At 72.5% G+C, this 24,566-nt stretch carries 25 protein-coding genes; 13 read left to right on the top strand and 12 right to left on the bottom strand.

Annotated features, from left to right (window positions below):
* Positions 1 to 33: 33 nt before the first annotated feature.
* Entirely contained in the window at positions 34 to 504 is a 471-nt protein-coding gene (locus tag AB0J71_RS13630; protein WP_352322840.1) for a TspO/MBR family protein, read from the bottom strand.
* Positions 505 to 539: 35 nt separating this feature from the next.
* Positions 540 to 896 carry a helix-turn-helix domain-containing protein gene (locus tag AB0J71_RS13625; protein ID WP_364414283.1) on the bottom strand — a complete coding sequence of 119 codons (357 nt, stop codon included), beginning with the start codon at positions 894 to 896 and terminating at the stop codon, positions 540 to 542.
* 32 nt (positions 897 to 928) lie between these two features.
* On the opposite strand from AB0J71_RS13625, the gene AB0J71_RS13620 reads away from it, so the two are divergent.
* Complete coding sequence (locus tag AB0J71_RS13620) at positions 929 to 1,810, top strand: TIGR03620 family F420-dependent LLM class oxidoreductase (protein ID WP_364414281.1); 882 nt, start codon at positions 929 to 931, stop codon at positions 1,808 to 1,810.
* 62 nt (positions 1,811 to 1,872) lie between these two features.
* Positions 1,873 to 2,835 (top strand): SDR family NAD(P)-dependent oxidoreductase, encoded by a 963-nt coding sequence (locus AB0J71_RS13615; protein ID WP_364414279.1) that lies wholly within the window; start codon positions 1,873 to 1,875, stop codon positions 2,833 to 2,835.
* 3 nt (positions 2,836 to 2,838) lie between these two features.
* Here the strand turns inward: AB0J71_RS13615 and AB0J71_RS13610 are convergent, their stop codons facing one another.
* Entirely contained in the window at positions 2,839 to 3,474 is a 636-nt protein-coding gene (locus tag AB0J71_RS13610) for a DUF47 family protein (RefSeq protein ID WP_352322836.1), read from the bottom strand.
* Positions 3,468 to 4,418 carry an inorganic phosphate transporter gene (locus AB0J71_RS13605; protein ID WP_352322835.1) on the bottom strand — a complete coding sequence of 317 codons (951 nt, stop codon included), beginning with the start codon at positions 4,416 to 4,418 and terminating at the stop codon, positions 3,468 to 3,470. Before AB0J71_RS13605 ends, AB0J71_RS13610 begins: the two co-directional genes overlap by 7 nt.
* A 142-nt stretch (positions 4,419 to 4,560) precedes the next feature.
* Between AB0J71_RS13605 and AB0J71_RS13600 the strand changes: the two genes are divergently transcribed.
* Genes AB0J71_RS13600 through purU form a run of 4 tightly spaced genes read left to right on the top strand, consistent with a single transcriptional unit; the run spans position 4,561 to position 9,824 of the window.
* Positions 4,561 to 5,658: an aminotransferase class V-fold PLP-dependent enzyme gene (locus tag AB0J71_RS13600; protein ID WP_364414277.1), complete on the top strand. Its 1,098-nt coding sequence runs from the start codon at positions 4,561 to 4,563 to the stop codon at positions 5,656 to 5,658.
* 7 nt (positions 5,659 to 5,665) lie between these two features.
* Positions 5,666 to 6,589: a LysR family transcriptional regulator gene (locus tag AB0J71_RS13595; protein ID WP_352322833.1), complete on the top strand. Its 924-nt coding sequence runs from the start codon at positions 5,666 to 5,668 to the stop codon at positions 6,587 to 6,589.
* Positions 6,586 to 8,973 (top strand): FAD-dependent oxidoreductase, encoded by a 2,388-nt coding sequence (locus AB0J71_RS13590; RefSeq protein WP_364414275.1) that lies wholly within the window; start codon positions 6,586 to 6,588, stop codon positions 8,971 to 8,973. Before AB0J71_RS13595 ends, AB0J71_RS13590 begins: the two co-directional genes overlap by 4 nt.
* Positions 8,970 to 9,824: a formyltetrahydrofolate deformylase gene (purU, locus tag AB0J71_RS13585; RefSeq protein ID WP_364414273.1), complete on the top strand. Its 855-nt coding sequence runs from the start codon at positions 8,970 to 8,972 to the stop codon at positions 9,822 to 9,824. Before AB0J71_RS13590 ends, purU begins: the two co-directional genes overlap by 4 nt.
* 15 nt (positions 9,825 to 9,839) lie before the next feature.
* Here the strand turns inward: purU and AB0J71_RS13580 are convergent, their stop codons facing one another.
* Genes AB0J71_RS13580 through AB0J71_RS13570 form a run of 3 tightly spaced genes read right to left on the bottom strand, consistent with a single transcriptional unit; the run spans position 9,840 to position 13,055 of the window.
* Complete coding sequence (locus tag AB0J71_RS13580) at positions 9,840 to 10,190, bottom strand: VOC family protein (RefSeq protein WP_364414271.1); 351 nt, start codon at positions 10,188 to 10,190, stop codon at positions 9,840 to 9,842.
* Positions 10,187 to 10,987, bottom strand: a complete 801-nt coding sequence (locus tag AB0J71_RS13575; RefSeq protein WP_364414269.1) for an AraC family transcriptional regulator — start codon at positions 10,985 to 10,987, stop codon at positions 10,187 to 10,189. Before AB0J71_RS13575 ends, AB0J71_RS13580 begins: the two co-directional genes overlap by 4 nt.
* A 10-nt stretch (positions 10,988 to 10,997) precedes the next feature.
* Complete coding sequence (locus AB0J71_RS13570) at positions 10,998 to 13,055, bottom strand: prolyl oligopeptidase family serine peptidase (RefSeq protein ID WP_364414267.1); 2,058 nt, start codon at positions 13,053 to 13,055, stop codon at positions 10,998 to 11,000.
* A 280-nt stretch (positions 13,056 to 13,335) separates the two neighbouring features.
* Between AB0J71_RS13570 and AB0J71_RS13565 the strand changes: the two genes are divergently transcribed.
* Genes AB0J71_RS13565 through AB0J71_RS13555 form a run of 3 tightly spaced genes read left to right on the top strand, consistent with a single transcriptional unit; the run spans position 13,336 to position 14,944 of the window.
* Positions 13,336 to 13,845, top strand: a complete 510-nt coding sequence (locus tag AB0J71_RS13565; RefSeq protein ID WP_352322827.1) for an HNH endonuclease — start codon at positions 13,336 to 13,338, stop codon at positions 13,843 to 13,845.
* A 46-nt stretch (positions 13,846 to 13,891) separates the two neighbouring features.
* On the top strand, positions 13,892 to 14,719 hold the full coding sequence (locus AB0J71_RS13560; protein ID WP_364414265.1) for a GNAT family N-acetyltransferase: 828 nt from the start codon (positions 13,892 to 13,894) through the stop codon (positions 14,717 to 14,719).
* 9 nt (positions 14,720 to 14,728) lie between these two features.
* On the top strand, positions 14,729 to 14,944 hold the full coding sequence (locus AB0J71_RS13555) for a zinc ribbon domain-containing protein (protein WP_364414263.1): 216 nt from the start codon (positions 14,729 to 14,731) through the stop codon (positions 14,942 to 14,944).
* Positions 14,945 to 15,926: 982 nt separating this feature from the next.
* Here the strand turns inward: AB0J71_RS13555 and AB0J71_RS13550 are convergent.
* The 3 genes from AB0J71_RS13550 to AB0J71_RS13540 form a co-directional block, all read right to left on the bottom strand.
* Positions 15,927 to 16,424, bottom strand: coding sequence for a WYL domain-containing protein (locus AB0J71_RS13550; RefSeq protein ID WP_357980526.1), 498 nt, complete (start codon positions 16,422 to 16,424; stop codon positions 15,927 to 15,929).
* A gap of 74 nt (positions 16,425 to 16,498) precedes the next feature.
* Positions 16,499 to 18,337 carry a dihydroxy-acid dehydratase gene (gene ilvD, locus AB0J71_RS13545; RefSeq protein ID WP_364392464.1) on the bottom strand — a complete coding sequence of 613 codons (1,839 nt, stop codon included), beginning with the start codon at positions 18,335 to 18,337 and terminating at the stop codon, positions 16,499 to 16,501.
* A gap of 85 nt (positions 18,338 to 18,422) precedes the next feature.
* Positions 18,423 to 19,232 carry a thioesterase family protein gene (locus AB0J71_RS13540; RefSeq protein WP_364414261.1) on the bottom strand — a complete coding sequence of 270 codons (810 nt, stop codon included), beginning with the start codon at positions 19,230 to 19,232 and terminating at the stop codon, positions 18,423 to 18,425.
* Positions 19,233 to 19,313: 81 nt separating this feature from the next.
* Between AB0J71_RS13540 and AB0J71_RS13535 the strand changes: the two genes are divergently transcribed.
* Positions 19,314 to 20,087, top strand: coding sequence for a TetR/AcrR family transcriptional regulator (locus tag AB0J71_RS13535; protein ID WP_364414259.1), 774 nt, complete (start codon positions 19,314 to 19,316; stop codon positions 20,085 to 20,087).
* A gap of 32 nt (positions 20,088 to 20,119) precedes the next feature.
* On the opposite strand, the gene AB0J71_RS13530 is transcribed toward AB0J71_RS13535, so the two are convergent.
* A complete protein-coding gene (locus tag AB0J71_RS13530; RefSeq protein WP_364414257.1) occupies positions 20,120 to 20,947 on the bottom strand; it encodes a nuclease-related domain-containing protein in 828 nt (275 codons plus the stop codon).
* Positions 20,948 to 21,086: 139 nt separating this feature from the next.
* On the opposite strand from AB0J71_RS13530, the gene AB0J71_RS13525 reads away from it, so the two are divergent.
* From AB0J71_RS13525 to AB0J71_RS13515, 3 genes are all read left to right on the top strand, one after another.
* Complete coding sequence (locus AB0J71_RS13525; protein ID WP_352328590.1) at positions 21,087 to 22,493, top strand: amidase; 1,407 nt, start codon at positions 21,087 to 21,089, stop codon at positions 22,491 to 22,493.
* A gap of 53 nt (positions 22,494 to 22,546) precedes the next feature.
* Entirely contained in the window at positions 22,547 to 22,837 is a 291-nt protein-coding gene (locus tag AB0J71_RS13520; protein ID WP_364414255.1) for a hypothetical protein, read from the top strand.
* A gap of 163 nt (positions 22,838 to 23,000) precedes the next feature.
* Entirely contained in the window at positions 23,001 to 23,387 is a 387-nt protein-coding gene (locus tag AB0J71_RS13515; protein ID WP_352328586.1) for a DUF5130 family protein, read from the top strand.
* A gap of 100 nt (positions 23,388 to 23,487) precedes the next feature.
* Here AB0J71_RS13515 and AB0J71_RS13510 read toward each other — a convergent pair whose 3' ends face one another.
* The gene (locus AB0J71_RS13510) at positions 23,488 to 24,438 is read right to left on the bottom strand and encodes a hypothetical protein (RefSeq protein WP_352328585.1); all 951 of its coding nucleotides are present in this window, start codon (positions 24,436 to 24,438) and stop codon (positions 23,488 to 23,490) included.
* Positions 24,439 to 24,566: the final 128 nt, after the last annotated feature.

Genomic DNA, 24,566 nt, shown 5'->3' with positions numbered 1-24,566 from the left:
CGAGCGGGACCCCGCCTTCGGGCGGGGTTCCGGTCAGGGGTTGCGGGCGGCGATGGAGGCGTTGAGCGCGGTGGCGAAGGCGGTCCAGCCGACGTAGGGCAGCAGGGCCAGCCCGGCGCGGCGGTCGGCGCGCAGGAAGCGGCGCAGCAGCACGAGGTTGGCCGCGTCGAGCGCGACGATGTCGGCCAGCGCCAGGCGCGGGGAGCGGGCGCCGAAGAACAGCGGGGTCCAGGCGGCGTTGAGCGCGAGGTTGGCGCCCAGGGCGCGGGCCAGGCCGGCCCGGTCGTCTCCGCTGGTCAGCGCGCGGGCGCCGGCGTAGGCGATCAGGGCGTAGACCGGCGTCCAGACCAGGCCGAACGCCTGCGTGGGCGGCTGCCAGCGGGGCTTGCGCAGCCGGCGGTACCAGGCCGAGCCGGAGGAGGTGGCCAGGCTGCCGAGGGTGGCCGTGGCGGTGACCGCGGCCGTGGTGGCGAGGAGGTTGCGGGCGAACGGGCGCATCTGCATGGGCCTGCCCCTACCCGCCAGGGCCGCCGCATGCCCTAGGCGCCCTCCGGCTCCTCGACGACGAGGGCGAGCAGGCCGGGGAAACGTTCGTCGAACTCCGCGCGGCGCAGCCGGTTGAGCCGGCGGGCGCCTTCGTCGCGCTGCTCCAGCAGGCCGACCTGGCGCAGCACCCCGAAGTGGTGGCTGAGCGTGGACTTGGCCACCGGCAGGTGGGCGAACGTGCCGCAGGCGCGCGCCCAGTCGGGCTCCCCGGCCAGCTCGCGGACGATGCGGCGGCGGACCGGGTCGCCGAGCGCGTCGAGGGCGGCCTGCAGCGACACCTCGACGGGCGAGGTGTGGGTCAGGCCGCGTGTTCTGTTCGATGGCGGTCGAACATTGGTGTAGTGTTCCATCTCGATCGAACATTCTAGTCGAGGGAGCGGCCATGGAGACCGGGCACTTCGGGGTGTGGCATCCGCTGATCGGCAAGGCCCCCGCCGAGCAGGCGCGGCGCGCGGCGGCCGAGATCGAGCGGCTGGGCTACGGCTCCGTGTGGATCAACGAGGGCCGGCAGAGCAAGGAGCCGCTCACCACCGCGGCCGTCCTGCTGGCCGCCACCACCCGCGTCGCGGTCGCGACCGGCATCGCCAGCATCTGGGGCCGCGACGCGACGGGCATGACAGCGGGCGCGAAGACGCTGGCCGACGCCTTCCCCGGCCGGTTCGTGCTGGGCATCGGGGTCAGCCACGGCCCGCTGGTCGGCAGCCGCGGGCACGCCTACGACAAGCCGCTGAGCGCGATGCGCGCCTACCTCGACGGCATGGACGCCGCCGAGGAGGGCCTGCCCGAGGCGCGGGCGCCCCGGCTGCTGGCGGCGCTGCGGCCCCGGATGCTGGAGCTGTCCAGAGACCGGGCCGACGGCGCCCACACCTACTTCGTGCCGCCCGAGCACACCGAGCAGGCCCGCCGCGTCCTCGGCGCGAACCGGCTGCTGGTGCCCGAGCAGGCCGTGGTGCTGGAGACCGACCCGGCAAGGGCCCGCGAGATCGCCCGCGCCCACCTGGCCTACTACCTGACCCTGCCCAACTACCTGGGCAACCTGCGCGCCCTGGGCTTCACCGACGCCGACTTCGCGGGCGGCGGCAGCGACCGGCTGGCCGACGCCATCGTGGCCTGGGGCGACGAAGGGCAGGTCGCCGCGCGGCTGCGGGCCCACCTCGACGCGGGGGCCGACCACGTGGCCGTCCAGCCGCTGTCGCCGGGCGCGCCCGACCTCGACGACGTCCTGAGCCGGCTCCAGCGCCTGGCCCCGGCGCTCGGCCTCTGATCCGGGCGGTCCCGGCGGGTCGGTTTGACTTAGAGCGCACTTCAATTCGTAACGTCGGTCCCATGACAACGCCTCAGCACAGGATCGGTTCGGGTTTCGGCGCGAGAAGCACCGCGGACGAGGTGCTCAAGGGCATCGACCTCACCGGCAGGGTCGCGCTCGTCACCGGCGGCTACTCCGGCCTCGGCCTGCAGACCACCCGCGCGCTCAGCGAGGCCGGAGCCCAGGTCGTCGTCCCGGCCCGGCGTCGCGACGCGGCCGAGGAGGCCCTGGCCGGCCTCGACCGCGTCGAGGTGGGCGAGCTCGACCTGGGCGACCCCGACAGCGTGCGGCGCTTCGCCGAGGAGTTCCTGGCCTCCGGCCGCGACCTGCACCTCGTGATCAACAACGCCGGCATCATGGCCTGTCCCGAGACGCGGGTCGGGCCGGGCTGGGAGGCCCAGTTCGCCACCAACCACCTCGGCCACTACGCGCTGGTCAACCGCCTGTGGCCAGCCGTCGAGCGCGGCGGCGGCCGGGTCGTGGCCGTCTCCTCCGCCGGCCACCGGCGCTCCGGCATGCGCTGGGACGACGTGATGTTCGAACGCGGCTACGACAAGTGGCAGGCCTACGGCCAGGCGAAGACCGCCAACGTGCTGTTCGCCGTGCACCTCGACGCCCTGGCCGAGGACGCGGGCGTGCGGGCGTTCGCGGTGCACCCCGGCGGCATCCTGACCCCGCTCCAGCGTCACCTGACCAAGCAGGAGATGGTCGAGGCGGGCTGGATCGACGAGCAGGGCAACCAGCTCAACACCAGCTTCAAGACCCCTGAGCAGGGCGCCGCCACCCAGGTGTGGGCGGCCACCTCCCCGCAGCTCGACGGCATGGGCGGCGTCTACTGCGAGGACTGCGACATCGCCGAGCCCGCCGACGGCTCCGGCGGCGGCGTGCATCCCCATGCCACCGACCCCGAGCAGGCCGCCCGCCTGTGGCGGCTGTCGGCCGAGCTGACCGGCGTCGACGCCTTCGCCGGACGGGCGGCCTGACGGTCAGCGTTTCATGGCGCCGTCGGCGATGGCGTCCGCCGCCTCGCCGATGGCCATGCCCACGATCTCCAGGCGGCGCACCAGCTCGCGCTGCTTGAGCGCGTCCGAGGTGACCTCGCCGGAGAAGATCCGGGAGATCTCGTACTGGTACATGCGCCGGATCGCGCCGCCGGCCTTCTTGGCCTCCAGGGCGTCCTGCACCACCGCCGAGGGCCGGGCGGCCAGGCCGCGCACGGCGCTCTCCAGGGCGTCGATGCCCACGATCACCTGGTCGAGCAGCGGCGTGAAGCGGATCTGGTCGGGCACCCGGTACAGGTGCGACTCGCGCACGAAGTCCCGCAGCGAGTCCAGCACGTCGTCGATCGAGCGCGACAGGCGGAACAGGTCCTCGGGGTCGATGGGCGTGACCAGCGCGGTCTTGAGCTCCTCGACCAGGCGGGCGCGCTCCTCGTCGCCGAGGTGTTCGATCGCGCGCATCCGCTCGTGCGCGCCGGTCCTGCCGACCTCGCCGCCGATCATGGCCATCGCCAGCCACGCGCCCTGCTTGGTGGCCTTGAGCTGGCCGAGCAGGGCGCCGGTGAGCGCGCCGTCCATGCGGCCGGTCATGAGGTCCCGGATCCGGCGCCACCGCTTCACCACGTCCCCCTCAGCCCCTTCAGGACGAACGCCGCCGTCGCGGCCAGCAGGCCGCTCAGCGGGAGCGTCAGCAGCCAGGCGACGACGATCTTGACGGCGGCGTACCAGCGGACCCGGCCGCCGCCCTGCGCGACCCCGGCGCCGACCAGCCCGCCGGCCACGGCCTGCGTCATGCTCACGGGCATACCCAGCGCGGCGCAGCCGAGCACGGCGGTGCCCGCGGCCAGTTCGGCGGCGACGCCGTGCGCGGGCCGGGAGACGATGATCTCGCGGCTGAGCGTACGGCCCGCCCTGGGCAGCCCGTAGAGCGCGCCGAGCCCGAACAGCACCGCCACCAGCGAGGTGCAGGCCAGGGGCGCGCCCTGGAAGCCGAGCGCGATCATGAAGACGGCCAGCATCTTCTGCCCGTCGTTGGCCGCGTAGGCGAGCGTCTGGAGCAGGAACCCGGCCCAGTGCCAGCGGGCCAGGCCGGGCGCGTCGGTCACCCGGACGAGCAGCCGGATGAGCAGCCACGACAGCAGCGCCCCCACGAACGGCGCGGCCAGCCCGAAGACCAGCACGAGCGCCACCGAGCCGCCCGACACCGGCAGCCCCCACCCCAGCCCGGCCCCGGTGAGCCCGCCCACCACGGCCAGCGTGAGGCTGGTCGGCCGGCCCTTCGCGCTGAGCGTGAAAACCACCGCCAGTGCGCAGAGCACGGCCACCGTCATCGCGGCCTGGCCGCCCGGGGCGTGGAAGCCCGCCAGCCGGTTCACGAACGTCAGCGCCACCTGGTGGGTGACCAGCGGGACCACCGTGACGAGCAGCACCAGCGCGAGGATGCCGACGGCCGGCCTGATCACCGGCAGCTTGAGCCCGGTCGCCAGCAGCGCCCCGCCGTCGTTGATCCCGGACACGACGGCGAACAGCCCCGCGACCCCGATCAGTACGACGGTCCCCAACGGCACGTGTCCCATCCCAGTCGGCGCTGCTCGGCACGGACAAGCGCGATTCCCTTATGGCCCTCATAGGGGAAAGGCGGCTGCCCCTGCGGCGCCACCCCGGATAGCGTCCGTAATGCCGGATAACTACCCAAGATCGAGTGGATTGATGGACGAAGAACTCATTCTGTTGAATCCCGGGCCCGCAGGTACGTCGAAGCGGGTCAAGGACGCCCTGCTTCGCGGCGACCTCTGCCACCGCGAGCCCGAGTTCACGGAGTTGCTGTTCAGGATCCGCGAGGCCCTGCCCCGGTGCCTGAACCTCGGCGGCACGCACGAGGCGCTGCTGGTCACCGGGTCGGGAACCGCGGCCATGGAGATGGCGGTCATCAGCTCCGTCCGCGCGGGACGCGGCGTGCTCGTGGTGAACAACGGCGTCTACGGCGACCGGATGATCAAGATCGCGAAGGCGCACGGCATCCCGTTCCACGAGGTCAGGAGCGACTGGACGGTCCCGGCCGACCCCGAGGCCGTCCGGGCGGCCCTCGCCGGGCGCGACGACGTGGACGCCGTGGTCTGCGTGCACCACGAGACCACGACCGGCCTGATCAACCCGATCAAGGAGATCGGCGAGGTGGTGGCCGAGCACGGCGCGCTGTTCGTGATCGACGCGATCAGCGGCACCGCGATCGAGGACCAGGACCTGGCGCAGGTCAGGGCGGACGTCGTCTGCGGCACCGCCAACAAGGGCCTGCACGGGCTGCCCGGCATGTCGTTCATCCTGTGCAGCGAGGCCGCGATCGAGCGGATCCAGGAGGCGCCCGCGCGCAGCCTCTACCTCAACGCCGCCAGCTACCTGGCCGGTCAGCGCAAGGGCGACGTGCCGTTCACCCCGGCCGTGCAGGTCTGCTACTCCCTGGACGAGGCGATCAAGGAGTACGAGGAGGCGGGCGGCTTCGCGGCGCGGACCCGGCTGTACCGCGAGCGGGCGGCCCTCGTCCGCGGGCAGTTCGCCCGGCTCGGCCTGAAAATCCTCGTTGATGAACAATTCAGGTCAAACACCGTAACAATGCTTCATCTCCCTGAAAACGTAACTTATGCGGCGCTTCACGATGAGCTCAAAAAGCGCGGTTACGTTATCTATGCCGGTCAGGGGCAACTTTCGGCGGACTTCTTCAGGATCTGCACGATGGGCGAGATTCCCTGGCACCGGCTGGAACAGCTCGAGGACGCGCTCCGAGAGTCGATCGAGGCAGCTAGGGGTTAACGGCGACATGCAGCTCAACCTGCACCGGCTCTGGATCTTCATGACGGTCGTGGAGTGCGGCGGCTTCTCGGCCGCCGCGCAGAAGCTCTACCTCAGCCAGCCGTCCGTGTCACACCAGGTCAGGCAGCTTGAGCAGGCGCTGCGCGCCACGCTGATCGACCGCAGCGGCGCCCGCATCAGGCTCACCCCCGAGGGCGAGGTGATGCTGGAGTACGCCAGGCGGGTCTTCCTGCTGGCCGACGAGGCCGTGGCCGCCATCCGGCAGGTCTCCGGGCTGCAGACCGGCAAGCTGGTCGCGGGAGGCACCACCACCGTCGGCACGTACCTCCTGCCGCCGTTGCTGGCCGCCTTCCGCGACCGTCATCCGGGCATCGAGCTCGGCATCCAGGTCGGCAACGGCCAGCGGGTCGAGCGCGGCCTGGTGGACGGCGAGATCGGCGTCGCGGTGCTGGCCGGCGAGCCCGGCGCGGCGCAGCTCGTCAGCGAGCCGATCCTGGAGGACCGGCTCGTCGTCATCACCCAGCCGGGCCACCGGCTGTCCAGCAGAGGCCGCGCCGAGCCCGCCGACCTGACGGGCGAGTTCTTCCTCATCCGCGAGCCCGGCTCCTCCACCCGCGAGCTGCAGGAGCAGGCGCTGGAGACGTGGGGGCTCGAAGAGGCCGGCCGCAGCGAGATCTGGGGCCCGGAGACGATCAAACAGGCGGTCGCCGCGGGGCTCGGCGTCTCGCTGGTGTCCGAGCACTGCGTCGAGCAGGAGCTCGCCGACGGGCGGCTGGCGGCCCTGGAGGTGCTGCCCGCGCCCAAGCCGCGCCCCATCGTGCTGGCCCACCGCCGCGACCGGCTGCTGGGGCCCGCCGAGCAGGCGTTCATCGCCATGCTGCGCAACGTCCGCAGCTGGCCGGGGATCAATCGCTTGAGGAGCATCTCGTGACATCCCTGCCCTCCCGGGCACAGGTCGTGATCATCGGCGGCGGCATTGCGGGCTGCAGCGTGGCCTACCACCTGGCCCAGCTGGGCTGGACCGACGTCGTGCTGCTCGAACAGGGGCAGCTCTCCTGCGGCACCACCTGGCACGCCGCCGGGCTCGTCGGCCAGCTCCGCAGCACCGAGAGCATGACCAGGCTGATCAAGTACAGCACCGACCTGTACGCCCGCCTGGAGGCCGAGACCGGCTTCGGCACCGGCTGGAAGCAGTGCGGCAGCCTCAGCGTGGCCCGCACCCCCGAGCGCATGATCCAGCTGCGGCGCACCGCGGCCGCCGCCCGGAACTACGGCGTCCAGGCCGAGGTGGTCAGCGCGCGCGAGGCGGGCGAGCTGTGGCCGGTCATGCGCACCGACGACCTGGTGGGCGGCGTCTGGCTGCCCGGCGACGGCAAGGCCAACCCGTCGGACCTCACGCAGGCGCTGGCCCGGGGCGCGCAGCGGCACGGCGTCCAGGTGATCGAGCGGGTCCGCGTCACCGGCGTCACAGTGCGCGACGGCGCCGTGCGCGGCGTGCACACCTCCGAGGGCCACATCGAGACCGAGGTGCTGGTCAACTGCGCCGGGCAGTGGGCCAAGGAGGTCGGCAGGATGGCCGGCGCGACCGTCCCGCTGCACTCGGCCGAGCACTACTACGTGGTCACCGAACGCATCCCCGGCGTGCGCCCCGACCTGCCCGTGCTGCGCGACCCCGACGGCTACGCCTACCTCAAGGAGGAGGTCGGCGGCCTGGTCGTGGGCGGCTTCGAGCCGGACGCCAAACCCTGGGGCATGGACGGCATCCCCCACCCCTTCGAGTTCCAGCTCCTGGAGGAGGACTGGGACCAGTTCGCGATCATCATGGAGAACGCGATCCGGCGCGTTCCGGCGTTGGAGAGCGCCGGGGTCAGGATGTTCTACAACGGGCCGGAGAGCTTCACGCCCGACAACATGTTCCTGCTGGGGGAGACCCCCGAGGTGCGCGGCCTGTTCGTCGCCGCCGGGTTCAACTCGGCCGGCATCGCCTCGGCGGGCGGCGCCGGCCGCGCGCTGGCCGAGTGGATCGTGAACGGCGAGCCGACCGGCGACCTGTGGCCCGCCGACATCCGGCGCTTCGCCCGCTGGGCCGGCAACGACACCTGGCTGCGCGACCGGGTCACCGAGACGCTGGGGCTGCACTACGCGATGTCCTGGCCGGACCGGGAACTGGAGACCGCCCGGCCGCTGCGCCGCTCGCCGGTCCACCACCTGCTGGCGCAGGCCGGGGCGCGCTTCGGGTCGAAGATGGGCTGGGAGCGGGTCAACTACTTCGGGCCCGCCACGCCCTCCACGTTCGGGCGGCCGGGATGGCAGCCGTACGTGGACGCCGAGGTGGCGGCCTGCCGGAACGCGGCGGCGCTGTTCGACCAGACGGCCTTCTCCAAGTTCGTCCTCAAGGGCCCCGAGGCCATGGAGGCGTTGCAGTGGCTGTGCACCGCCGACGTGGACGTCGAGCCCGGCCGGGTCGTCTACACCGGCCTGCTCAACGACCGCGGCGGCTACGAGTCGGACCTGACGGTGACGCGCGTGGCCCGCGACGAGTACCTGATCGTGACCGGCTCGGCCCAGACCACCAGGGACTTCGACCACATCTCCAAGGGCCTCGGCGACCGGCGGGCGGCCCTGGTGGACGTCACCGGCGCGTACGCGGTCTTCGGCGTGATGGGCCCCTCGTCCAGGACGATCCTGCAGTCGGTGTCCAGGTCCGACTTCTCCGCCTTCGACTTCGGCACGTCCCGCCTGGTCGACCTCGGCCACGCCACCGTGCGCGCCACCCGCGTCACGTACGTGGGCGAGCTGGGCTGGGAGTTGTACGTGCCCGCCGAGTTCGCCGTCACCGTGCACGAGACGCTCATGGGCGCCGGCGGGCTGACCCAGGCCGGTCACTACGCCATCGAGGCCATGCGCATCGAGAAGGGCTACCGCGCCTGGGGCCGCGAGCTGGGCCCCGAGGTCACCCCCGCCGCCGCCGGGCTGCGTTTCACCTGCAAGAAGGGCGGCGGCTACCGCGGAGCGCGGCACGCTCTGGAGACGCCGTCGCGCAGGGTAGTCTCGATCGTGCTGGACGACCCCGCCGCACACCTGTGGGGCGGCGAGTCCCTGCTGTCCGACGGCGTCCCGGTGGGCTACGTCACCTCGGCGGCCCACAGCCCCACGCTCGGCAGGTCCGTGGCGCTGGGCTTCGTCACCGAGGTCTCGCAGGAAGGCGGCGTCACGCTGGAGAAGGTGGAGGTCGACGTGGCCGGCGACCTGTACTCTGCCCAGATCAGCCTGAAGGCGCCCTACGATCCCACGTCCGCGAGAGTGAAGGCATGAGCAGCCACGCCGAGTACATCCTGACCCTGTCCTGCCCCGACCGCTCCGGCGTGGTGGCCGCCGTCTCCGGCCTGCTGGCGGCGCACGGGTGCAACATCATCGAGAGCCAGCAGTTCGGCGACCGGGTCGCCCAGCGGTTCTTCATGCGCGTGCAGTTCTCCGGCCCGCTCGGCGAGGACGAGCTGGGCGCCGCCTTCGCCGCCCTGGCCCCCGACTTCGCCATGGAGTTCAGGCTGCGCGACGTGGCCAGGAAGCCGCGCGTGCTGATCATGGTCAGCCGGTTCGACCACTGCCTCAACGACCTGCTCTACCGGGTCAGGTCGAAGACGCTCGGCATCGAGGTCGTCGCGGTCGCCTCCAACCACCCCGACCTGCGCCCGCTCACGCAGTCGTACGGCATCGACTACCACCACCTGCCGATCACGCCCGAGACCAAGCCGAGGCAGGAGGCCGAGGTGCTGGCGCTGGTCGAGCACTACCAGGTCGACCTGGTGGTGCTGGCCCGCTACATGCAGGTGCTGTCGGAGGACCTGTGCGAGAAGCTGGCCGGGCGGGCGATCAACATCCACCACTCGTTCCTGCCGTCGTTCAAGGGCGCCAAGCCCTACCACCAGGCCCACAACCGGGGCGTCAAGCTCATCGGCGCCACCGCCCACTACGTGACCTCCGACCTCGACGAGGGGCCGATCATCGAGCAGGAGGTCGCCCGGGTCAACCACAGCCACTCGCCGGACGACCTCGTGCGCATCGGGCGCGACGTGGAGTGCGTGGCGCTGGCCCGCGCGGTCCAGTGGCACGCCGAGCAGCGCGTCCTGCTCGACGGCCACAAGACCGTCGTCTTCCCCCGCTGACCCCTTTCCGAGGGGTTACGGGCGGTAGGTCCCGAAGAACCAGGAGTTGCCTTCGGGGTCCTTGCAGGCGTACTCGCGCGAACCGTACGGCTGGTCGGTGAGCTGCATGGTGATCACGGCCCCCGCGGCCCTGGCGCGATCGTGATGGGCGTCGACGTCGTCGACCGCGATGTAGACGCCGGGCCCGCGCGGCTTCCCCCGGCCGATCATGATCAGGTCGTCCTGGACGAACAGCTCGGCGTGCTCGACGACTCCCGACTCGTCCTTCGACGACTCGTGCACCCGGAACCCGAACGCCCCGGTCAGGAAGTCGAGGGCCGCCTGCGGGTGCTCGTAGCGGGCCAGTGCGTAGACAGTGCGTTTCATGGCTCCAGCATGCGCGGCGGCCCGCCCGCCGGTCTTGGACGAATCTGACCGGGCGTGGTGCCGCCGAGCGCCCGGAACTCGCGGTTGAGATGGGCCTGGTCGTAGAAGCCGCACTCGGCCGCGACCGCGGCGATCGGGTGGCCGGAGCGCAGCAGCCGCGCCGCCCGGCCGAACCTGATCACCCGGGCGGCCGTCTTGGGGGCCAGCCCGACCTGGTCGTGGAAGCGGGCCACCAGATGCCGGTGGCTCCAGCCCAGCGACGCGGCCAGCGACGACACGCCGAGCCGCCCGCCCGACTCCAGCAGCCGCGCCCACGCCCACGGCAGCTCGGGGCCCACCGGCGGCCCGGCCAGGATGCGCTCGGTCAGCAGCCGGTCGGTCAGGGCCAGCCGCTCCCGCCACGACGGCGTCGCGGCCAGCCGGTCGAGCAGCTCCCCGGCCCAGGGCCCGAGCACCGTCTCCACCGGGACCACCCGGCTCGTCAGGTGGCGCATCGGCAGCCCGTACAGCCGCCGCGCCCCGAACGGCGTGAGCACCACCTGCACGCCCTCGCACGGCCCGGTGACGCGGGTGACCGCGAACCGGTCGGCGAGCCCGCCCGCGAACGCCCTGACCCGCTGCCCGTACGCCTCCATCGGCGCGCCGACGCCCAGGATGAGCACCGCCCCGGGAAGGGCGGCCTCGGCGCGCGTGACGGGCGCCGGATAGTGCTCGCTGTAGGCGCAGAGCCGGGTGACGTACGGCCGCAGCCCAGCGCTGGGGACGGCCTCGGCGATGGCCGGCCCCAGGCTGCTCATGCCTGCGACACTACAGACCGGTGTGCCGGGCGAGGAAGGTCAGCGTGTCGGCCGACAGGTCGACCGTCCGGCTCACCGAGCGGGCGCCGTGGCCCACCTCGGCCTCGTTGCGCAGCAGCACCGGCCGCCCGGCCGTCGAGGCGTGCTGCAACGCCGCGCACATCTTCCAGGCGTGCAGCGGGTGCACCCGCGTGTCGGACTGGAAGACGGTGAACAACGTCGCCGGGTAGGCCACCGACTCCTCGACCCGGTGGTAGGGCGAATACCCCCACAACCAGCCGAACTGCTCGGGGTCGTCGGCGCTGCCGTACTCGACGTTCCAGGTCGCGCCGAGGCCGAACTTCTCGTACCTGATCATGTCGAGCAGCGGCGCCGAGCAGACCACCGCCGCATACAGGTCGGGGCGCTGCGTCAGCGCGGCGCCGACCAGCAGGCCGCCGTTGGAGCCGCCGGAGATGCCGAGCTGCTCGCGGGTGGTGACGCCGGTCTCGATGAGGTGCTCGGCCGCGGCGTGGAAGTCGTCGAACACGTTCTGCTTGTTGGCCAGCATGCCCGCGCGGTGCCAGTCCTCGCCCTCCTCGCCGCCGCCGCGCAGGTTGGCGATGGCGTAGACGCCGCCCGCCTCGACCCAGGCCAGGATCGAGGCCGAGTAGCCGGGGGTCATCGACAGGCCGAAGCCGCCGTAGCCGTACAGGATGGTGGGCCGGGGGCCGGGCCGCTCGTCGGCGGGGGAGATGATCAGCATCCGGACGTCGGTGCCGTCCTTGGACCGGTACACCACCTGCGACGTGCGCACCGGCGGCACCTCGACCGCGCCCGGCGAGGCGGCCCACAGCGTGGTCTCGCCGGTGCGGGCGTCGTAGCGCTGGATCGTCGGCGGCGTGGTGTTGTCGGTGTAGCCGAACCACGCCTCGAAGCCGCCCTCGGGACGCTCGGAGATGCCGCCGATCGTGCCCAGCCCCGGCGTCGGCACCGAGCCGACCCGCTCGCCGGTCGCCAGGTCGTGGACGGTGATCTCGCTGATCGCGTGGCGGGTCCAGCCCACCAGCATGACCGGGCGCTCCAGGTCGTCGAGGATCGCGAAGTCGGACAGCACCACCTCGGGGTCCTCGGGGATCAGGTCGCGCCAGGTCTCGTAGCGGGGGTCGGCCGGGTCGGTCACGCACACCCGGCCGCGGGGGGCGTCCCTGTCGGTGTGGACGTAGAGCCGGCCGTCGCGGCCGAACACCAGGGCGGTCTGCGCGTCGACGCCCTCCTGCACGACCTTCAGGTCAGGGGAGTCGGCGGGCGAGGCGGTCAGGTCGGCCACCCACAGGTCGTTGCGCGGCGCGGTGCCCTCGTGCGCCGAGACCTGGAGCCAGTGGCCGTCGCGCGAGACGGAGACGCCGTAGTAGTTGGTCATCTTCAGCCCCTGGCCGAAGATCATCACGTCGTCCTCGGTCGAGGTGCCGACGCGGTGGAGGTAGACGCGGCGGTGGAACTGCGCCTCGTTCTCCGGCACCTCGGTGCGCGGCAGCCTGCGCACGTAGTAGAACGCCTCGCCGCCGGGCAGCCAGGCGATGGGGGAGTAGCGGCAGCGGTCGATCGGGCCCTCGACGCGCATCCCGGTGGCGACGTCGAGGACGTAGAGGACCGACTCCTCGTCGCCGCCCACCGAGATCTGGTACGCCAGCAGCCGCCCTTCCTTGTCGGGCTGCACGGCGTCGAGCGTGGTGAGACCGGACGGGTCGATCTCCATCGGGTCGATCAGCGCCCGCTCGGTGCCGTCGGCCTCGACCACGTAGTAGACCGCGTGCTCCTGGTCGGGCGTGCGGCGGGAGAAGAACCGGCGCTCCCCGCGCCAGGCCGGAGCCCCCACCGAGCCGGACCGCAGCAGCTCGGCGATGCGGTCCTTGAACCGCTGCTCGCCACGGCTGGCGTTGAACAGCTCGGCCTGCGCGAGCAGCCACTCCTTGGTGTCCGGGCTGTCAGGGTCCTCCAGCCACCGGTACGGGTCGGGGACGGGCGTTTCGTGCAGGATGTCGACGACGTCTTCGCGGCGTGCCGTCGGATAAGGCTCTCGCGTCATGCCAGGAACCCTACTGCCAAGGTGGGGGCGTAAAGCGCTGGTGAAGCGGGCATAAAACGTAACGTGTGTCCCTCTGGTCATTCCGGCTTGAAGATTATGGGGTGGCGGGGACGCTACGGCTAACGCCAGACTTGGTGACAGGACGGTGCCGTGGTGACCATCCGCTGGACCGTCCGGCGGAGGTCCATGTGACGGAAGCAACAGTGCCCCAGGAGGGGCCGACAGGCGGGACATGCCACGGCATGTCCCCTTTGATACCCGCGCGGCAGGGAGAGGCCCGATGACGCGCCAGGTCCTGCTGCTCAACGCCACCTACGAGCCGCTCACCACGCTCTCGCTCCACCGGGCCATCGTGCTGGTGCTGCGGGAGAAGGCCGACGTCGTGCACCGCGACGGGCGGGGCGCCCAGCTCCGCTCGGCGAGTTGCACCCTCGACGTGCCTTCGGTGATCAGGCTCCGCAGATACGTCCGCATCCCCTACCGGTCCCGGATCCCGTTGACCAGGGCCGCCCTCATGCGGCGCGACGACTACCGCTGCGCCTACTGCGGGCAGCGGGCCGAGACCATCGACCACGTCATCCCGAGATCGCGCGGCGGCACCCACACGTGGGAGAACTGCGTCGCCTCGTGCACGACCTGCAACCACCGCAAGGCCGACAAATACCTGGAGGAGCTGGGATGGACGCTGCGCGTCCTCCCGGCGGTGCCTAGGGGCGCCCACTGGCGGCTCATCGGCGCCTCGCTCGTCGGCGATCCTCAATGGGCGCCCTACCTGGAGGCGGCGGCCTGACAATCCCTTTTGAAGCCGGAGGCCGCCGCCTGCCACCATGACGGGTATGTGGACCTTCACCTCCGATCCGGAGGAATTCGCCGCGGTCGCCGAGCCGTTCCTGCTCGGCGACCCGGTCGGCAACACGGTTCCGCTGACCGTCCTCGCCAACCTGCGCGCCGGCCATCCCGCCCAGGACGCCTTCTTCGCCTGGTGGACCGCCGGGGGCCAGGTGCGCGCCGCCGCCTTCCGCACGCCGCCCGCCCCCCTGAGCCTCACGCGCATGCCCGCCGAGGCCGTCGCCCCGCTGGTCGAGGCGCTCGGCGGCGACGTGCCCATGGTCGTGGGGCCGGTCGAGGTGACGTCCGAGGTCGTCCGGCTGCTCGGCGAGCCCGACCGGACGGTGTCCGAACGGCTCTACCGTCTCGGCGCGCTCGCCGTCCCGTCCGTGCCCGGCCGCGGCCGGCTCGCCGGGCCCGGCGACTTCCCGCTGATGGTGAGCTGGTACCAGGCGTTCGGCGCCGAGGTCGGGCTCGGCGAGGCGCACGACGTCGCCGAGCGCGTCGCCCAGCGGGTGGCCGGGCGCGAGCTGTTCGTGTGGGAGGCCGGGGGCGTGCCGGTCTCGGTGGCCGGGCTCGGCCGGGCGGCCGGCGGCGTGTGCCGCGTCGGACCGGTCTACACGCCGCCGTCGTGCCGCAGGAAGGGCTACGGCGCCGCGGTCACCGCCTACGCCAGCGAAGTGGCGCTGGCCGAGCGGTGCGAGCAGGTCGTGCTCTTCACCGACCTGGACAACCCGACCAGCAACGCGATCTACCGGTCGATCGGCTACGAGCCCGTCTCCGACCATGCGCACCTGACCTACGCCGGCTCCCGCTCACCGGCCACAGCGGGTTAGGCTTACCGCATGCCGCGTTACGACTTCCGCTGCCGCGCCTGCGGCTCCACGTTCGAGGTCTCCCGTCCCATGTCGGCCTCAGACGAGCCGGCGACCTGCCCGCAGGGCCACGGCGACACGGTCAAGCTGCTGTCCACCGTCTCCATGACCGGTGGCGCCGCCGCTCCCCGTCCGGCCGGTGGCGGCGGTGGCGGCTGCTGCGGCGGAGGTTGCTGCTCCTCGTGACCGGCGGGCCCGGGTGAACGCCTCCACGGCGAGCCGGGCCGCCCGTTCCACGGTCGCCACGCCCGTCGCCATGTCCGGGCTGCGCTCCGACAACACGGCGATGAGCAGTTCGTGCCCGTTCAGGACGATCCGGCCCACGCTGTTGACCGTCCACCGGCCGTCGTGCGCGTCCACCGGCAGCCAGCCGTTCTTGAGCGCCACCTCGCCGCCGGCGGCGCTGACGCCCCACGCCTGCGACCGGTCCACCGACGACATGAGCCCCAGCGCCCAGCGGCGGCTCGCGGCCGGCACCGGCCCGGCGGGGTCGGTGAGCCGCTCCAGCACCCGCACCTGGTCCGACGGGTGGCTGAGGGTCATGCCCCATGACAGGCCCGCGCCCGGCCTGGTGTCGCGCACCTCCAGCGCGCCCAGGACCCGGGTGAGCCCCTCCTGGCCGCCGACCGTCATGTACAGCTCGTGCGCGCTCTCGTTGTGGCTCTGGCGGATCATCCGGGAGGCGAGCCTGCGTTCGTACGCGCCGAGCCGCCGGTGCTCGCTCTGCCTGAGCAGCAGCAGGGCGAGCAGGATGTCCACCTTGGCCACGCTGGCCAGCACGAACGGCCTGCCCTCGGCGTAGGAGTACCGCACGCCCGTCGCGCGGTCGTACACCGACAGCGCCACCCGCCCCGGACGGCCCCGCAGCTGACGTTCCAGCGCCCGGTCGAGCGCCCGCCGCGTGGCCGGCGGCAGCAGGCGTTCCACGGCCACCGCCTGGCGGTGCGCCACGATCGGGAGCGGAGCCGGACGCGGGCCCGCCGCGCAGGCGGACACGACGGGCACGACGACGGGCAGCAGGGCGGCGATGAGCGAGATCCCCCGGACGCGCATGTGCGCGAGCCTGTCACGCCCCGCACCAACGCCCGGGGGCCCGAGGGTCAAGCTTGCGGCAGGTTACGCCGCAGTGCTCTGCCCGCGGCTCACGCCGCGGTGGTTTTTTCGCGGCTCACGCCGCGGTGGTCCGCCGGCGGCGGCGCTGGAAGGGCAGGAACCGGTCGGCCAGGTGCGGCCGCGACGGGGTCAGGGTGGGTTCGACCGCGATGATGCGGTCGAACCGGAACGCCCTGATGGCCCGCCGCATCCGGCATACGCCGACCAGGTACCAGTATTCGCGGTGGACCAGGCAGGTCACCGGCTCGACGTCGCGGGAGGTGACGGCCCCCGAGGCGTCGCGGTAGTGGAGGCGGATCATGAGGCGGCTGGTGATGGCGTCGGCGATGAGCCTGGCCCGGGAGGCGGTCTCCACGGGCAGCGGCTCGGTCAGGGTCGCGAGCGTGGTCGCGATGACGTCGTCGTCGAGCTCCAGGTGCTCGAGCGCGTGTTGCAGGCCGCGCCGTGCGGCGACGGCCTGCGGGCCCGCTCCGAGGTGAGCGAGGGAGAGGGCGATGGCGGCGATCTCGGCGGTCGTCAGCGGGCGAGTCTCGTCCTTCACGACTGTCGTCATACCCCAAGAATAGGGACGACCACCGACAATTTTCGAAAATCTGTGCGGTGGACCGGGGGTCCACCGCACCCTAACTATCGGGACAGCTGCGACAGATCGCGCGAGGCGCCGGTCGAGGCCGACGTGGTCATCGCCGCGTACGCCTGCAGCGCCACGCTCACCGGACGGTTGCGGTCGCGCGGCCGGTAGCCGCCCAGGTCGGCCAGCAGCCGCTCGCGCCGCGCGGCCAGCTCGGCCTCGGGCACCCGCAGCTCCATCGATCGGCCGGGGATGTCGATGTCGATGACGTCGCCGTCCTCGACCAGCGCGATCGTGCCGCCCTCGGCCGCCTCCGGCGAGGCGTGCCCGATCGACAGCCCGGACGTGCCGCCGGAGAAGCGGCCGTCGGTGACCAGCGCGCACGCCTTGCCCAGGCCCTTGCCCTTGAGGAAGGAGGTCGGGTAGAGCATCTCCTGCATGCCGGGGCCGCCCTTGGGGCCCTCGTAGCGGATGACCACCACGTCGCCCTCCTTGACCCGCCCGCCGAGGATGCCCTCGACGGCCTGCTCCTGCGACTCGAACACCACCGCGGGCCCGCTGAACTTCCAGATCGACTCGTCGACCCCCGCGGTCTTCACCACCGCGCCGTCGCGCGAGATGTTGCCGTAGAGCACCGCCAGGCCGCCGTCGGCGCTGTAGGCGTGCTCCAGGTCGCGGATGCATCCCTGCGCCCGGTCGAGGTCGAGGGAGTCCCAGCGGTTGTCCTGCGAGTACGCCTTCACCGTGCGCACGTTGCCCGGCGCCGCGTGCCACAGCTCGACGGCCTCGGGCAGCACGGTGGGCGACTTGACGTCCCAGGCGGCCAGCGTGTCGGCCAGCGTGCCCCCGTTGACCGTGGGCACGTCGCGGTGCAGCAGCCCGGCCCGGTCGAGCTCGCCCAGGATGGCCGGGATGCCGCCGGCGCGGTGGACGTCCTCGACGTGGTACTTGCTGGTGGCCGGGGCGACCTTGCACAGGCAGGGCACCCGCAGCGAGATCTCGTTGATCTCCTTGAGGCCGAAGTCGACCTCGGCCTCGCGGGCCGCGGCCAGGATGTGCAGGATCGTGTTGGTCGAGCCGCCCATCGCCACGTCGAGCGCCATCGCGTTCTCGAACGCCGCGCGACTGGCGACCGAGCGCGGCAGCACCGACTCGTCGCCGTCCTCGTAATAGCGGCGGGTGATCTCGACGAGCTGGCGGCCGGCGTCCTCGAAGAGCTGCTTGCGCCGCTTGTGGGTGGCCAGGATCGTGCCGTTGCCGGGCAGGGCCAGGCCCATGGCCTCGGTCAGGCAGTTCATGGAGTTGGCGGTGAACATGCCCGAGCAGGAACCGCAGGTCGGGCAGGCGTTCTCCTCCATCTCCAGCAGCTCGGCGTCGGTCACCGACTCGTCGGCGGCGGCGACCATCGGGTCGACGAGGTCGAGCTTGCGGCCCGGCGTCTTGCCGGCCTCCATGGGGCCGCCGGAGACGAAGATCGTGGGGATGTTCAGCCGGAACGCGGCCAGCAGCATGCCCGGCGTGATCTTGTCGCAGTTGGAGACGCAGATCAGCGCGTCGGCGCAGTGGGCGTTGACCATGTACTCCACGGCGTCGGCGATCAGCTCGCGGGACGGCAGCGAGTAGAGCATGCCGCCGTGGCCCATCGCGATGCCGTCGTCGACGGCGATCGTGTTGAACTCGCGCGGGATCGCCCCCGCCTCGCGGATCGCGGCCGAGACGACGTCGCCGACCTCGCGCAGGTGCACGTGGCCCGGGACGAACTGGGTGAAGCTGTTGGCCACCGCGATGATGGGTTTGCCGAAGTCGCTCCCGGCTACGCCGGTCGCCCGGAGCAGGGCCCGGGCGCCGACCATGTTCCTGCCGTGGGTGACCGTACGTGACCTGAGGGCCGGCATTGTGCTTCTCCCATCATGAGGCGAGTCTTCACATGTTACGGCCACCCGCCCGGCACCTGAGACGCGTGTCCACTACCCGGACGGCTCAGTCCGGCAACCGTACGGCCGCGAGCTGGGTCGCCTGGGCCACCAGCCGGCCCTTGGAGTCCCACACGTGGGCCACCTCGTCCATCCGGTCGCCGCCGACGTCCGTGGCCGACAGGCGGACCCTGATCGGGCCGGGGGCGGGCAGCCGGCGGATGTAGGCCGAGAGCTGAATCGTCGGCACCCAGCCGGACAGCCCGAGGTCGAACGAGACCGGCGGCACCGGGTCGAGCGCCACCAGCAGGCTCAGCGGGTCCCAGTCGGAGCCGTCGGCCAGGCGCTGCCAGCTCGCGATCTCGCCCTTCCTGGTCGGCGCCCCGAACGCGAACGCCAGATGCGCCGGATCGACGCGCTCCTCGACCACGGCCATCAGCGGCACGGCGAAGTCCGCGCCGGGCGGGTCGGTGGGCGCGAGGAAGCAGTCCTCCTCGGCCGGCAGCTCGACCGGCGGGAGCGAGGTCCACCACGGGTCGCCGTCGTCCAGGACGCCGAGCGTGACGTGCGACTCGACGCGTACCCTGCCCTCCTGGGCCAGCGAGACCCGCACCTGGGCCAGGCTCCGGCCGATCCGCAGCGGCTCCACGCGCACGTCCGCCGGGCCGGGCGCGGGCGGCTCGACGAAGGCGCCGCTCACGGCGGTCACATGCGGGTGCCGCTCGCCGGCGCCGCTCTGGCGGGCGGCACGGGCCAGCACCGCCAGCAGGTAGCCGCCGTGCAGCTTGGTGCCCACGCTCCACTGGGCGTCCAGCGTGGCGCCGAACTCGTCCGTGCCGCGGGCGACCAGCGCGGTCGCCTCCCCAAAAGTCCCCATTTTTCGCGATATCCCTTCAGATATCCGTTCAGCAGAAGGTCAGATTGACACCGTCAACCTGACGGCGTCAATCTGAGATCCATGACCGCTGAGAGACGTGTGCGCGCCCGGCGCGGAGAAGGCGGCCTGCTGCGGGAGGAGATCCTGCGCGCGGCCGAGCACCTGCTGACCGAGTCCGGCAGCGAGGACGCCCTCACCCTGCGCGCCGTCGCCCAGCGCGCCGGGGTGTCCACACCCTCGGTCTACCTGCACTTCGCCGACCGGGAGGCGCTGCTGGAGGCCGTCTGCCTGCGCGTGTGGGACGAGTTCGGCCGCATGTTCAGCGAGAACCTGACCAGCGACCCGTTCCTCGCGCTCGGCCGCTGCGGACGGGCCTACGCCCGCTTCGCCCTCGACCATCCCGTGCAGTACCGGGTGCTGATGATGCGGCCCTCGGCCGTGCAGGGCGTGCCGCCGGCCGCCGCCGCGTGCTTCCGTCACATGGTGGACGCCGTCGCCGCCTGCGTGGCGGCCCGCGTGCTCGAAGGCGACCCCGAGGAGCTGGCGCTCGGCCTCTGGTCGGCCGTGCACGGCTGCGTCTCGCTGCTCATCGCCCAGCCGTCCTTCCCCTGGCCCGAGGACCGGGAGGCGCTGATCGACCACATCGTCCGCATCGCCGGGGTGGGCACGGCCCTGGTGTCCCGCCTGCCGGACGCGCTGCCGCCCAGCGGCGTGCTGGCCGCCGAACTGGACGCCTTCGGCGCCCGGCTGTCGGCGGGCTCTTCGGCGGGCTCTTCGGCGGGTGCTTCGGCGGGCGGTTCGGGGGGCGCTTCGGCGGGTGCTTCTGCGGGCGTGAAAAAGCCCCGCGGAGCGTGACTCCGCGGGGTCAGGCCGGTCGTCCGGTCGTCCTAGCCCTCGCCGTACCGGGCGGGCAGGACCTGGGCGGCGATGTCGTAGAGCCGGTCGATCTCGGCCGGGGTCAGCGCCCGCTCGCGCTTGGTGATCCACTTGCGCGCCCGGTCGCCCTGGTAGACGTCCACGCCGCGGATGGTCATGATCTTCCACGGTACGGGCGGCCCGTAGATGGCCAGGGAGGGCACGACGACGACCTCGCGGCCGAACGCCTTGCTGATCAGCTCGCTGGCCTGGGACGCCTCCCACTTGGCCTCGGTCAGCCGCGGCTTCATGTCGAAGGGGCCGTGGAAGAGCTTCTTGCCCGACTGGACGCGGACGGGAAGCCGTTTGTCCCACTTCTCGGAGTCCACGGCGTAGACGCCGGTCGGACCCACCACGAGGTGGTCGATCTGGGCCTCGCTGCCGGGGATCGCCCTGGCGTGCAGGGTGCGGTAGCCGCTGCGCTCCAGCCTGCGGAGCTGCCCCTCGGTACGCCGCTCGGCCACGGACGCGCGCCGCCACGCCGGCACCGTGGAGTGCGAACGGGCGCGGTAGACCGCCTCGAAGACGGCCGCGACCACCCCGGCGGTCACCCCCAGACGCCAGTCGCGCAGCAGGAAACCCACCACGATCGCCACGCCGATCGCCACGAGCGCGCGGTTGCGCATGCGCCGGAACCGCGGCTCCTGGAGCAGGTCACGCACGGACGCGCGTTCCACGGGCGCGTAGGTGGTGGTGGGCGCCGATGGTGTCGCGGCGGCGGTGCGCTCGCCCTCTGGCCGGTCGCTCACCCAGATGGGTGACGCGTTGTGACCGTCTTCTCGCTGGTTGTCGGAGTCCACGTAACTCACCGTAGCTCGGAGATCGGAACGATTCCTAGTGTTGACCTGTCCATAGTTTTATGGCCCAGCTCATCGTGTTCCACTCATGTTTTCGGGGTATGTCTTACGTTCTTCTCTAGAGATGCCTAGTGTGCCGATCGTGCGAGAAATTCACGAGCTATCCGCGCTCGAGCAGGCCCGGGCCGTCCGCGACCGTGACGTCTCACCGGTCGAGCTCGCGCAGCACTATCTCGACCGGATCGAGCGGCTCGACCCCTCGGTCGGCGCGTACGTCACCGTGACCGCCGAACAGGCGCTCGACCAGGCGCGCCGCCTGGAGAAGGAGCTGCCCGACGGGCCGCTGGCCGGGGTGCCGATCCCGGTCAAGGACCTCAATCTGGTCAAGGACGTGCCGATCACCTTCGGCTCGGCGGCCTACCGGGGGTTCGTCGCGCCGGTGGACGACACGGTCGTGACGCGGCTGCGCGAGGCGGGCACGGTCATGCTGGGCAAGACCGCCACCCCCGAGTTCGGGCTGCCCTGCTACACCGAGACCGACGTCTCGCCGCCCGCCCGCTCGCCCTGGGACCTCGGCACGTCGGCCGGCGGGTCCAGCGGGGGAGCGGCCGCCGCCGTGGCCGCCGGGCTGGCGCCGGCCGCCCAGGGCAGCGACGGCGCGGGCTCGATCCGCATCCCGGCCTCCGCGTGCGGCCTGTACGGCATCAAGCCCACCCGCGGCCGGATCAGCTTCGCACCGATCATCCCCGACCTGGCCGGCATGTCCACGAACGGCCCGATCGCCCGTACCGTGGCCGACGCCGCGGCCCTGCTCGACGTCATGGCGCACAACGAGCCCGGCGACCTCTACCTCGCACCCCGGCACGAGGGCACGTACCTCGCCTGCGCCGGCCGCGACCCCGGACGGCTGCGCATCGCCCGCTACGCCGACCCCGTCGTGCCGGGGGCCGAGGTCGATCCCGAGGTGCTGGCCGCGTACGAGGGCGCCGCCGAGACCCTCGCCGGCCTCGGGCACGAGGTCGTGGAGATCCCCAGGCCGTTCGGCGCGGACCTCGTGCCGCAGTTCGTCACCCTCTGGTACACCTTCGCCTGCATGCACCCGGTCGCCGACGACCAGCGGCACCTGCTCAGGCCGCTCACCCGCTGGCTGCGCGAGCGCGGCCTGGCCACCACCGCCCCCGCGTTCCTCCAGGCCCAGGCCGCCCTCCAGCTCGCCACCCGGGGCGCGCTCACGATCACGAACGCCTACGACGCGGTGCTCACCCCGACCCTCACCCAGCCGCCCCGGCCGGTCGGCTGGTTCGAGGACGTGGACGACGTCGAGGAGACGTTCGAACGCATGAAGCGCTTCGCCGCCTTCCCGGCGATCTACAACGTCAGCGGCCAGCCCGCGGTGAACCTGCCGCTGCACTGGAGCGCCGAGGGCCTGCCGATCGGCGTCATGCTGGCCGGGCGGATTGGCGGGGAGGGCACCCTGATCTCGCTGTCGGCCCAGGTCGAGGCGGCCGTGGGCGGGTTCTGGGGGGAGCGGCGGCCGTCCGTCTGGTAGGAGGGCCCCGTACGGGTCTGGCCGGGCGCCCGCCGGAGGATTACTTTCGTCGTGTGAACAGCGCGGCGGAAAGTCTGCTCCTTCTCATCGGGGTGTCCTTGGGGCTGTTCGTCCTGATCAGCCTGGTGGTCATGGTGCCGGGGCGGAGTTCGTCCGGGGTGGTGGAGCCGGGGCCGGTGTGGCTGGGCGGGCCGTCCGGGAGCGAGCACGGCGTGAGCACGTCGGCACGGATCCTGGCCGACGGCGCCGCCCCCTGGGCGCGGACACCCCAACCCGACTGGGCGGCCATGGCCACGACCGTCGAGCCGGACGAACACCTCGGCGGCGCCTCGGCAGGCTGGTGAGTCAGCGATGCCCCCCGCGAACCAGCCTTCTGAGCAGCCCTCCTTGCAGGCACCGACACAGGCGTCAGGGCGGCCCTCGGAACGGCCCCCGACACAGGCGTCAGGGCAGCCCTTGGAACGGACCCCGACACAGGTTTCGGCGCAGGCTTCTGCGCAGTCGCCGATGCGGACGCTGGCCCGGTCGCCGAGGCGGGCGCTGACGACGGCTCAGGTCGACGATCTCAGGAGGGCCGTCCAGAAGGCCGAGCTGCGCAGCGGGTTGCGCTTCGGCCTGTTCCTGGGCGAGGCGGTCGGCGCGCGACGGCACTTCGCCGAGCGCCTGCACGCCGCCCTGGGCGCAGAGTCGGCCGACGCCGTGGTGGTGTTCGTCGATCCGGCGGGACACGCTCTGGAGATCGTGACCGGCGCGAACGCGAGGCGGCGGCTGAGCGACGGCGCCTGCCGGCTCACCGCCCTGTCGATGGCCACCGCCTTCAGCGCAGGCGACCTGATCGGCGGCCTCCTGTACGGCATCACCGCCCTCGGCGCCCAGGCCACCCCCCACCACTGACCCGCCCCCTCGAACTCGGGCACACCGACCTGTGCCTCGGGGCGGTCAGGTGCGCCGCCCGCCTGGACCGGAGGGGGCCAGGTGTGTTCGGGCGGTGTGGTCAGGTGCGTTGCAGCAGGGTGACGACGTGGTCGCTGACGCCGGCGAGCAGGCTGGACGGTTCGATCGGCGCTCCGGCCACGGCCGAGAACAGCGCGGGCAGCCCCGGCAGCGGGAAACCGTCGTCCTTGGCGGCGGCGGCGCCCACCGCGTTCTTGTCCAGCGCCGTCCGGCTGCGCTCCCAGGCGTCGAGCACCTCCTCCGGCGACGGCACCCCGAACCCGTGCCCCACGGGCGCGGCGTGCCGCAGCCGGACGAGCGGCGTCTCGGCGAAGGTCAGCGCGGTACGGGCGCGTACCTGCAGGTCGGCGCGGGGCTCGGGGTCGATCCAGTCCATGGCCGTGCAGGGGTTGCGGCAGGTCGCGACGCAGACCGCGAGCGCGCCCGCCAGCTGGCTGTGCTGCCGGTCGAAGTAGGCCCGCCAGCCCTCGCCGGGTTCGACCGACACCCGCAGCGTGCGGTTGGTGGCCGACTGCTCGGACTTGGTGTGGTCGCACTCGCGGTCGCCGATCACGCCGAACCTGCTCCCGGGCGCGCTCAGCCCGGCGGGCCAGCGGGCCGGGTCGCCGGCGTGGCCGAGCTGCGGCTCGAACGCCAGCAGCGGCAGGTATTCGCTGGCGATGTGCACGGCCGCGATCATGGGGCTCAGCTCGCGCCGGTGCCAGCGGACGGCGATCGCCTCGAGCAGCAGGCCGTAGGCGGGCTTGAGCGACTCCAGGGCTCCGCGCGGCTGTTCCCGCGGCGTCTGCGGCATGTGGCAGGCGCGGGCGAGCCGGCGCAGGTCGGCCGGTACGGACCGAGCCTCGGCGGCGAAGTCCTCGGCGTCGAGCGAGAGCAGCCGCTGCCCGAACTCGCACACGTCGGAGATCTCGGCCGTGGGGGCGAGCGCCCCCAGATCGGCGAAGGCGTACCGGCGGGCGAGGGCGATCAGCAGCTCACGAGTCGAATCCACGCGAAGACTTTCTCACGATCTTGCAGCAGTCACGGACACGGGGCACGCAGGCACCGGACGCCCTGAAGCGGTCACGGGGTCGGGGCGCGTACGCCCTGGGCGTCCTGGAATGGTCAGGGGCTCGGGGC

It is taken from the genome of Nonomuraea sp. NPDC049637, from assembly GCF_040675235.1.
GTDB lineage: Bacteria > Actinomycetota > Actinomycetes > Streptosporangiales > Streptosporangiaceae > Nonomuraea.
The sequence above is the reverse complement of the archived record's forward strand: the minus strand, read 5'-3'. Positions and strand labels throughout refer to the sequence as shown.

Bases quoted from the DNA above. Each gene is read 5' to 3' on its own strand.
- AB0J71_RS13630 (WP_352322840.1), bottom strand. From the start codon at position 504: ATGCAGATGCGCCCGTTCGCCCGCAACCTCCTCGCCACCACGGCCGCG.
- AB0J71_RS13625 (WP_364414283.1), bottom strand. From the start codon at position 896: ATGGAACACTACACCAATGTTCGACCGCCATCGAACAGAACACGCGGC.
- AB0J71_RS13620 (WP_364414281.1), top strand. From the start codon at position 929: ATGGAGACCGGGCACTTCGGGGTGTGGCATCCGCTGATCGGCAAGGCC.
- AB0J71_RS13615 (WP_364414279.1), top strand. From the start codon at position 1,873: ATGACAACGCCTCAGCACAGGATCGGTTCGGGTTTCGGCGCGAGAAGC.
- AB0J71_RS13600 (WP_364414277.1), top strand. From the start codon at position 4,561: ATGGACGAAGAACTCATTCTGTTGAATCCCGGGCCCGCAGGTACGTCG.
- AB0J71_RS13595 (WP_352322833.1), top strand. From the start codon at position 5,666: ATGCAGCTCAACCTGCACCGGCTCTGGATCTTCATGACGGTCGTGGAG.
- purU (WP_364414273.1), top strand. From the start codon at position 8,970: ATGAGCAGCCACGCCGAGTACATCCTGACCCTGTCCTGCCCCGACCGC.
- AB0J71_RS13580 (WP_364414271.1), bottom strand. From the start codon at position 10,190: ATGAAACGCACTGTCTACGCACTGGCCCGCTACGAGCACCCGCAGGCG.
- AB0J71_RS13575 (WP_364414269.1), bottom strand. From the start codon at position 10,987: ATGAGCAGCCTGGGGCCGGCCATCGCCGAGGCCGTCCCCAGCGCTGGG.
- AB0J71_RS13570 (WP_364414267.1), bottom strand. From the start codon at position 13,055: ATGACGCGAGAGCCTTATCCGACGGCACGCCGCGAAGACGTCGTCGAC.
- AB0J71_RS13565 (WP_352322827.1), top strand. From the start codon at position 13,336: ATGACGCGCCAGGTCCTGCTGCTCAACGCCACCTACGAGCCGCTCACC.
- AB0J71_RS13560 (WP_364414265.1), top strand. From the start codon at position 13,892: ATGTGGACCTTCACCTCCGATCCGGAGGAATTCGCCGCGGTCGCCGAG.
- AB0J71_RS13555 (WP_364414263.1), top strand. From the start codon at position 14,729: ATGCCGCGTTACGACTTCCGCTGCCGCGCCTGCGGCTCCACGTTCGAG.
- AB0J71_RS13550 (WP_357980526.1), bottom strand. From the start codon at position 16,424: ATGACGACAGTCGTGAAGGACGAGACTCGCCCGCTGACGACCGCCGAG.
- ilvD (WP_364392464.1), bottom strand. From the start codon at position 18,337: ATGCCGGCCCTCAGGTCACGTACGGTCACCCACGGCAGGAACATGGTC.
- AB0J71_RS13540 (WP_364414261.1), bottom strand. From the start codon at position 19,232: ATGGGGACTTTTGGGGAGGCGACCGCGCTGGTCGCCCGCGGCACGGAC.
- AB0J71_RS13535 (WP_364414259.1), top strand. From the start codon at position 19,314: ATGACCGCTGAGAGACGTGTGCGCGCCCGGCGCGGAGAAGGCGGCCTG.
- AB0J71_RS13515 (WP_352328586.1), top strand. From the start codon at position 23,001: ATGCGGACGCTGGCCCGGTCGCCGAGGCGGGCGCTGACGACGGCTCAG.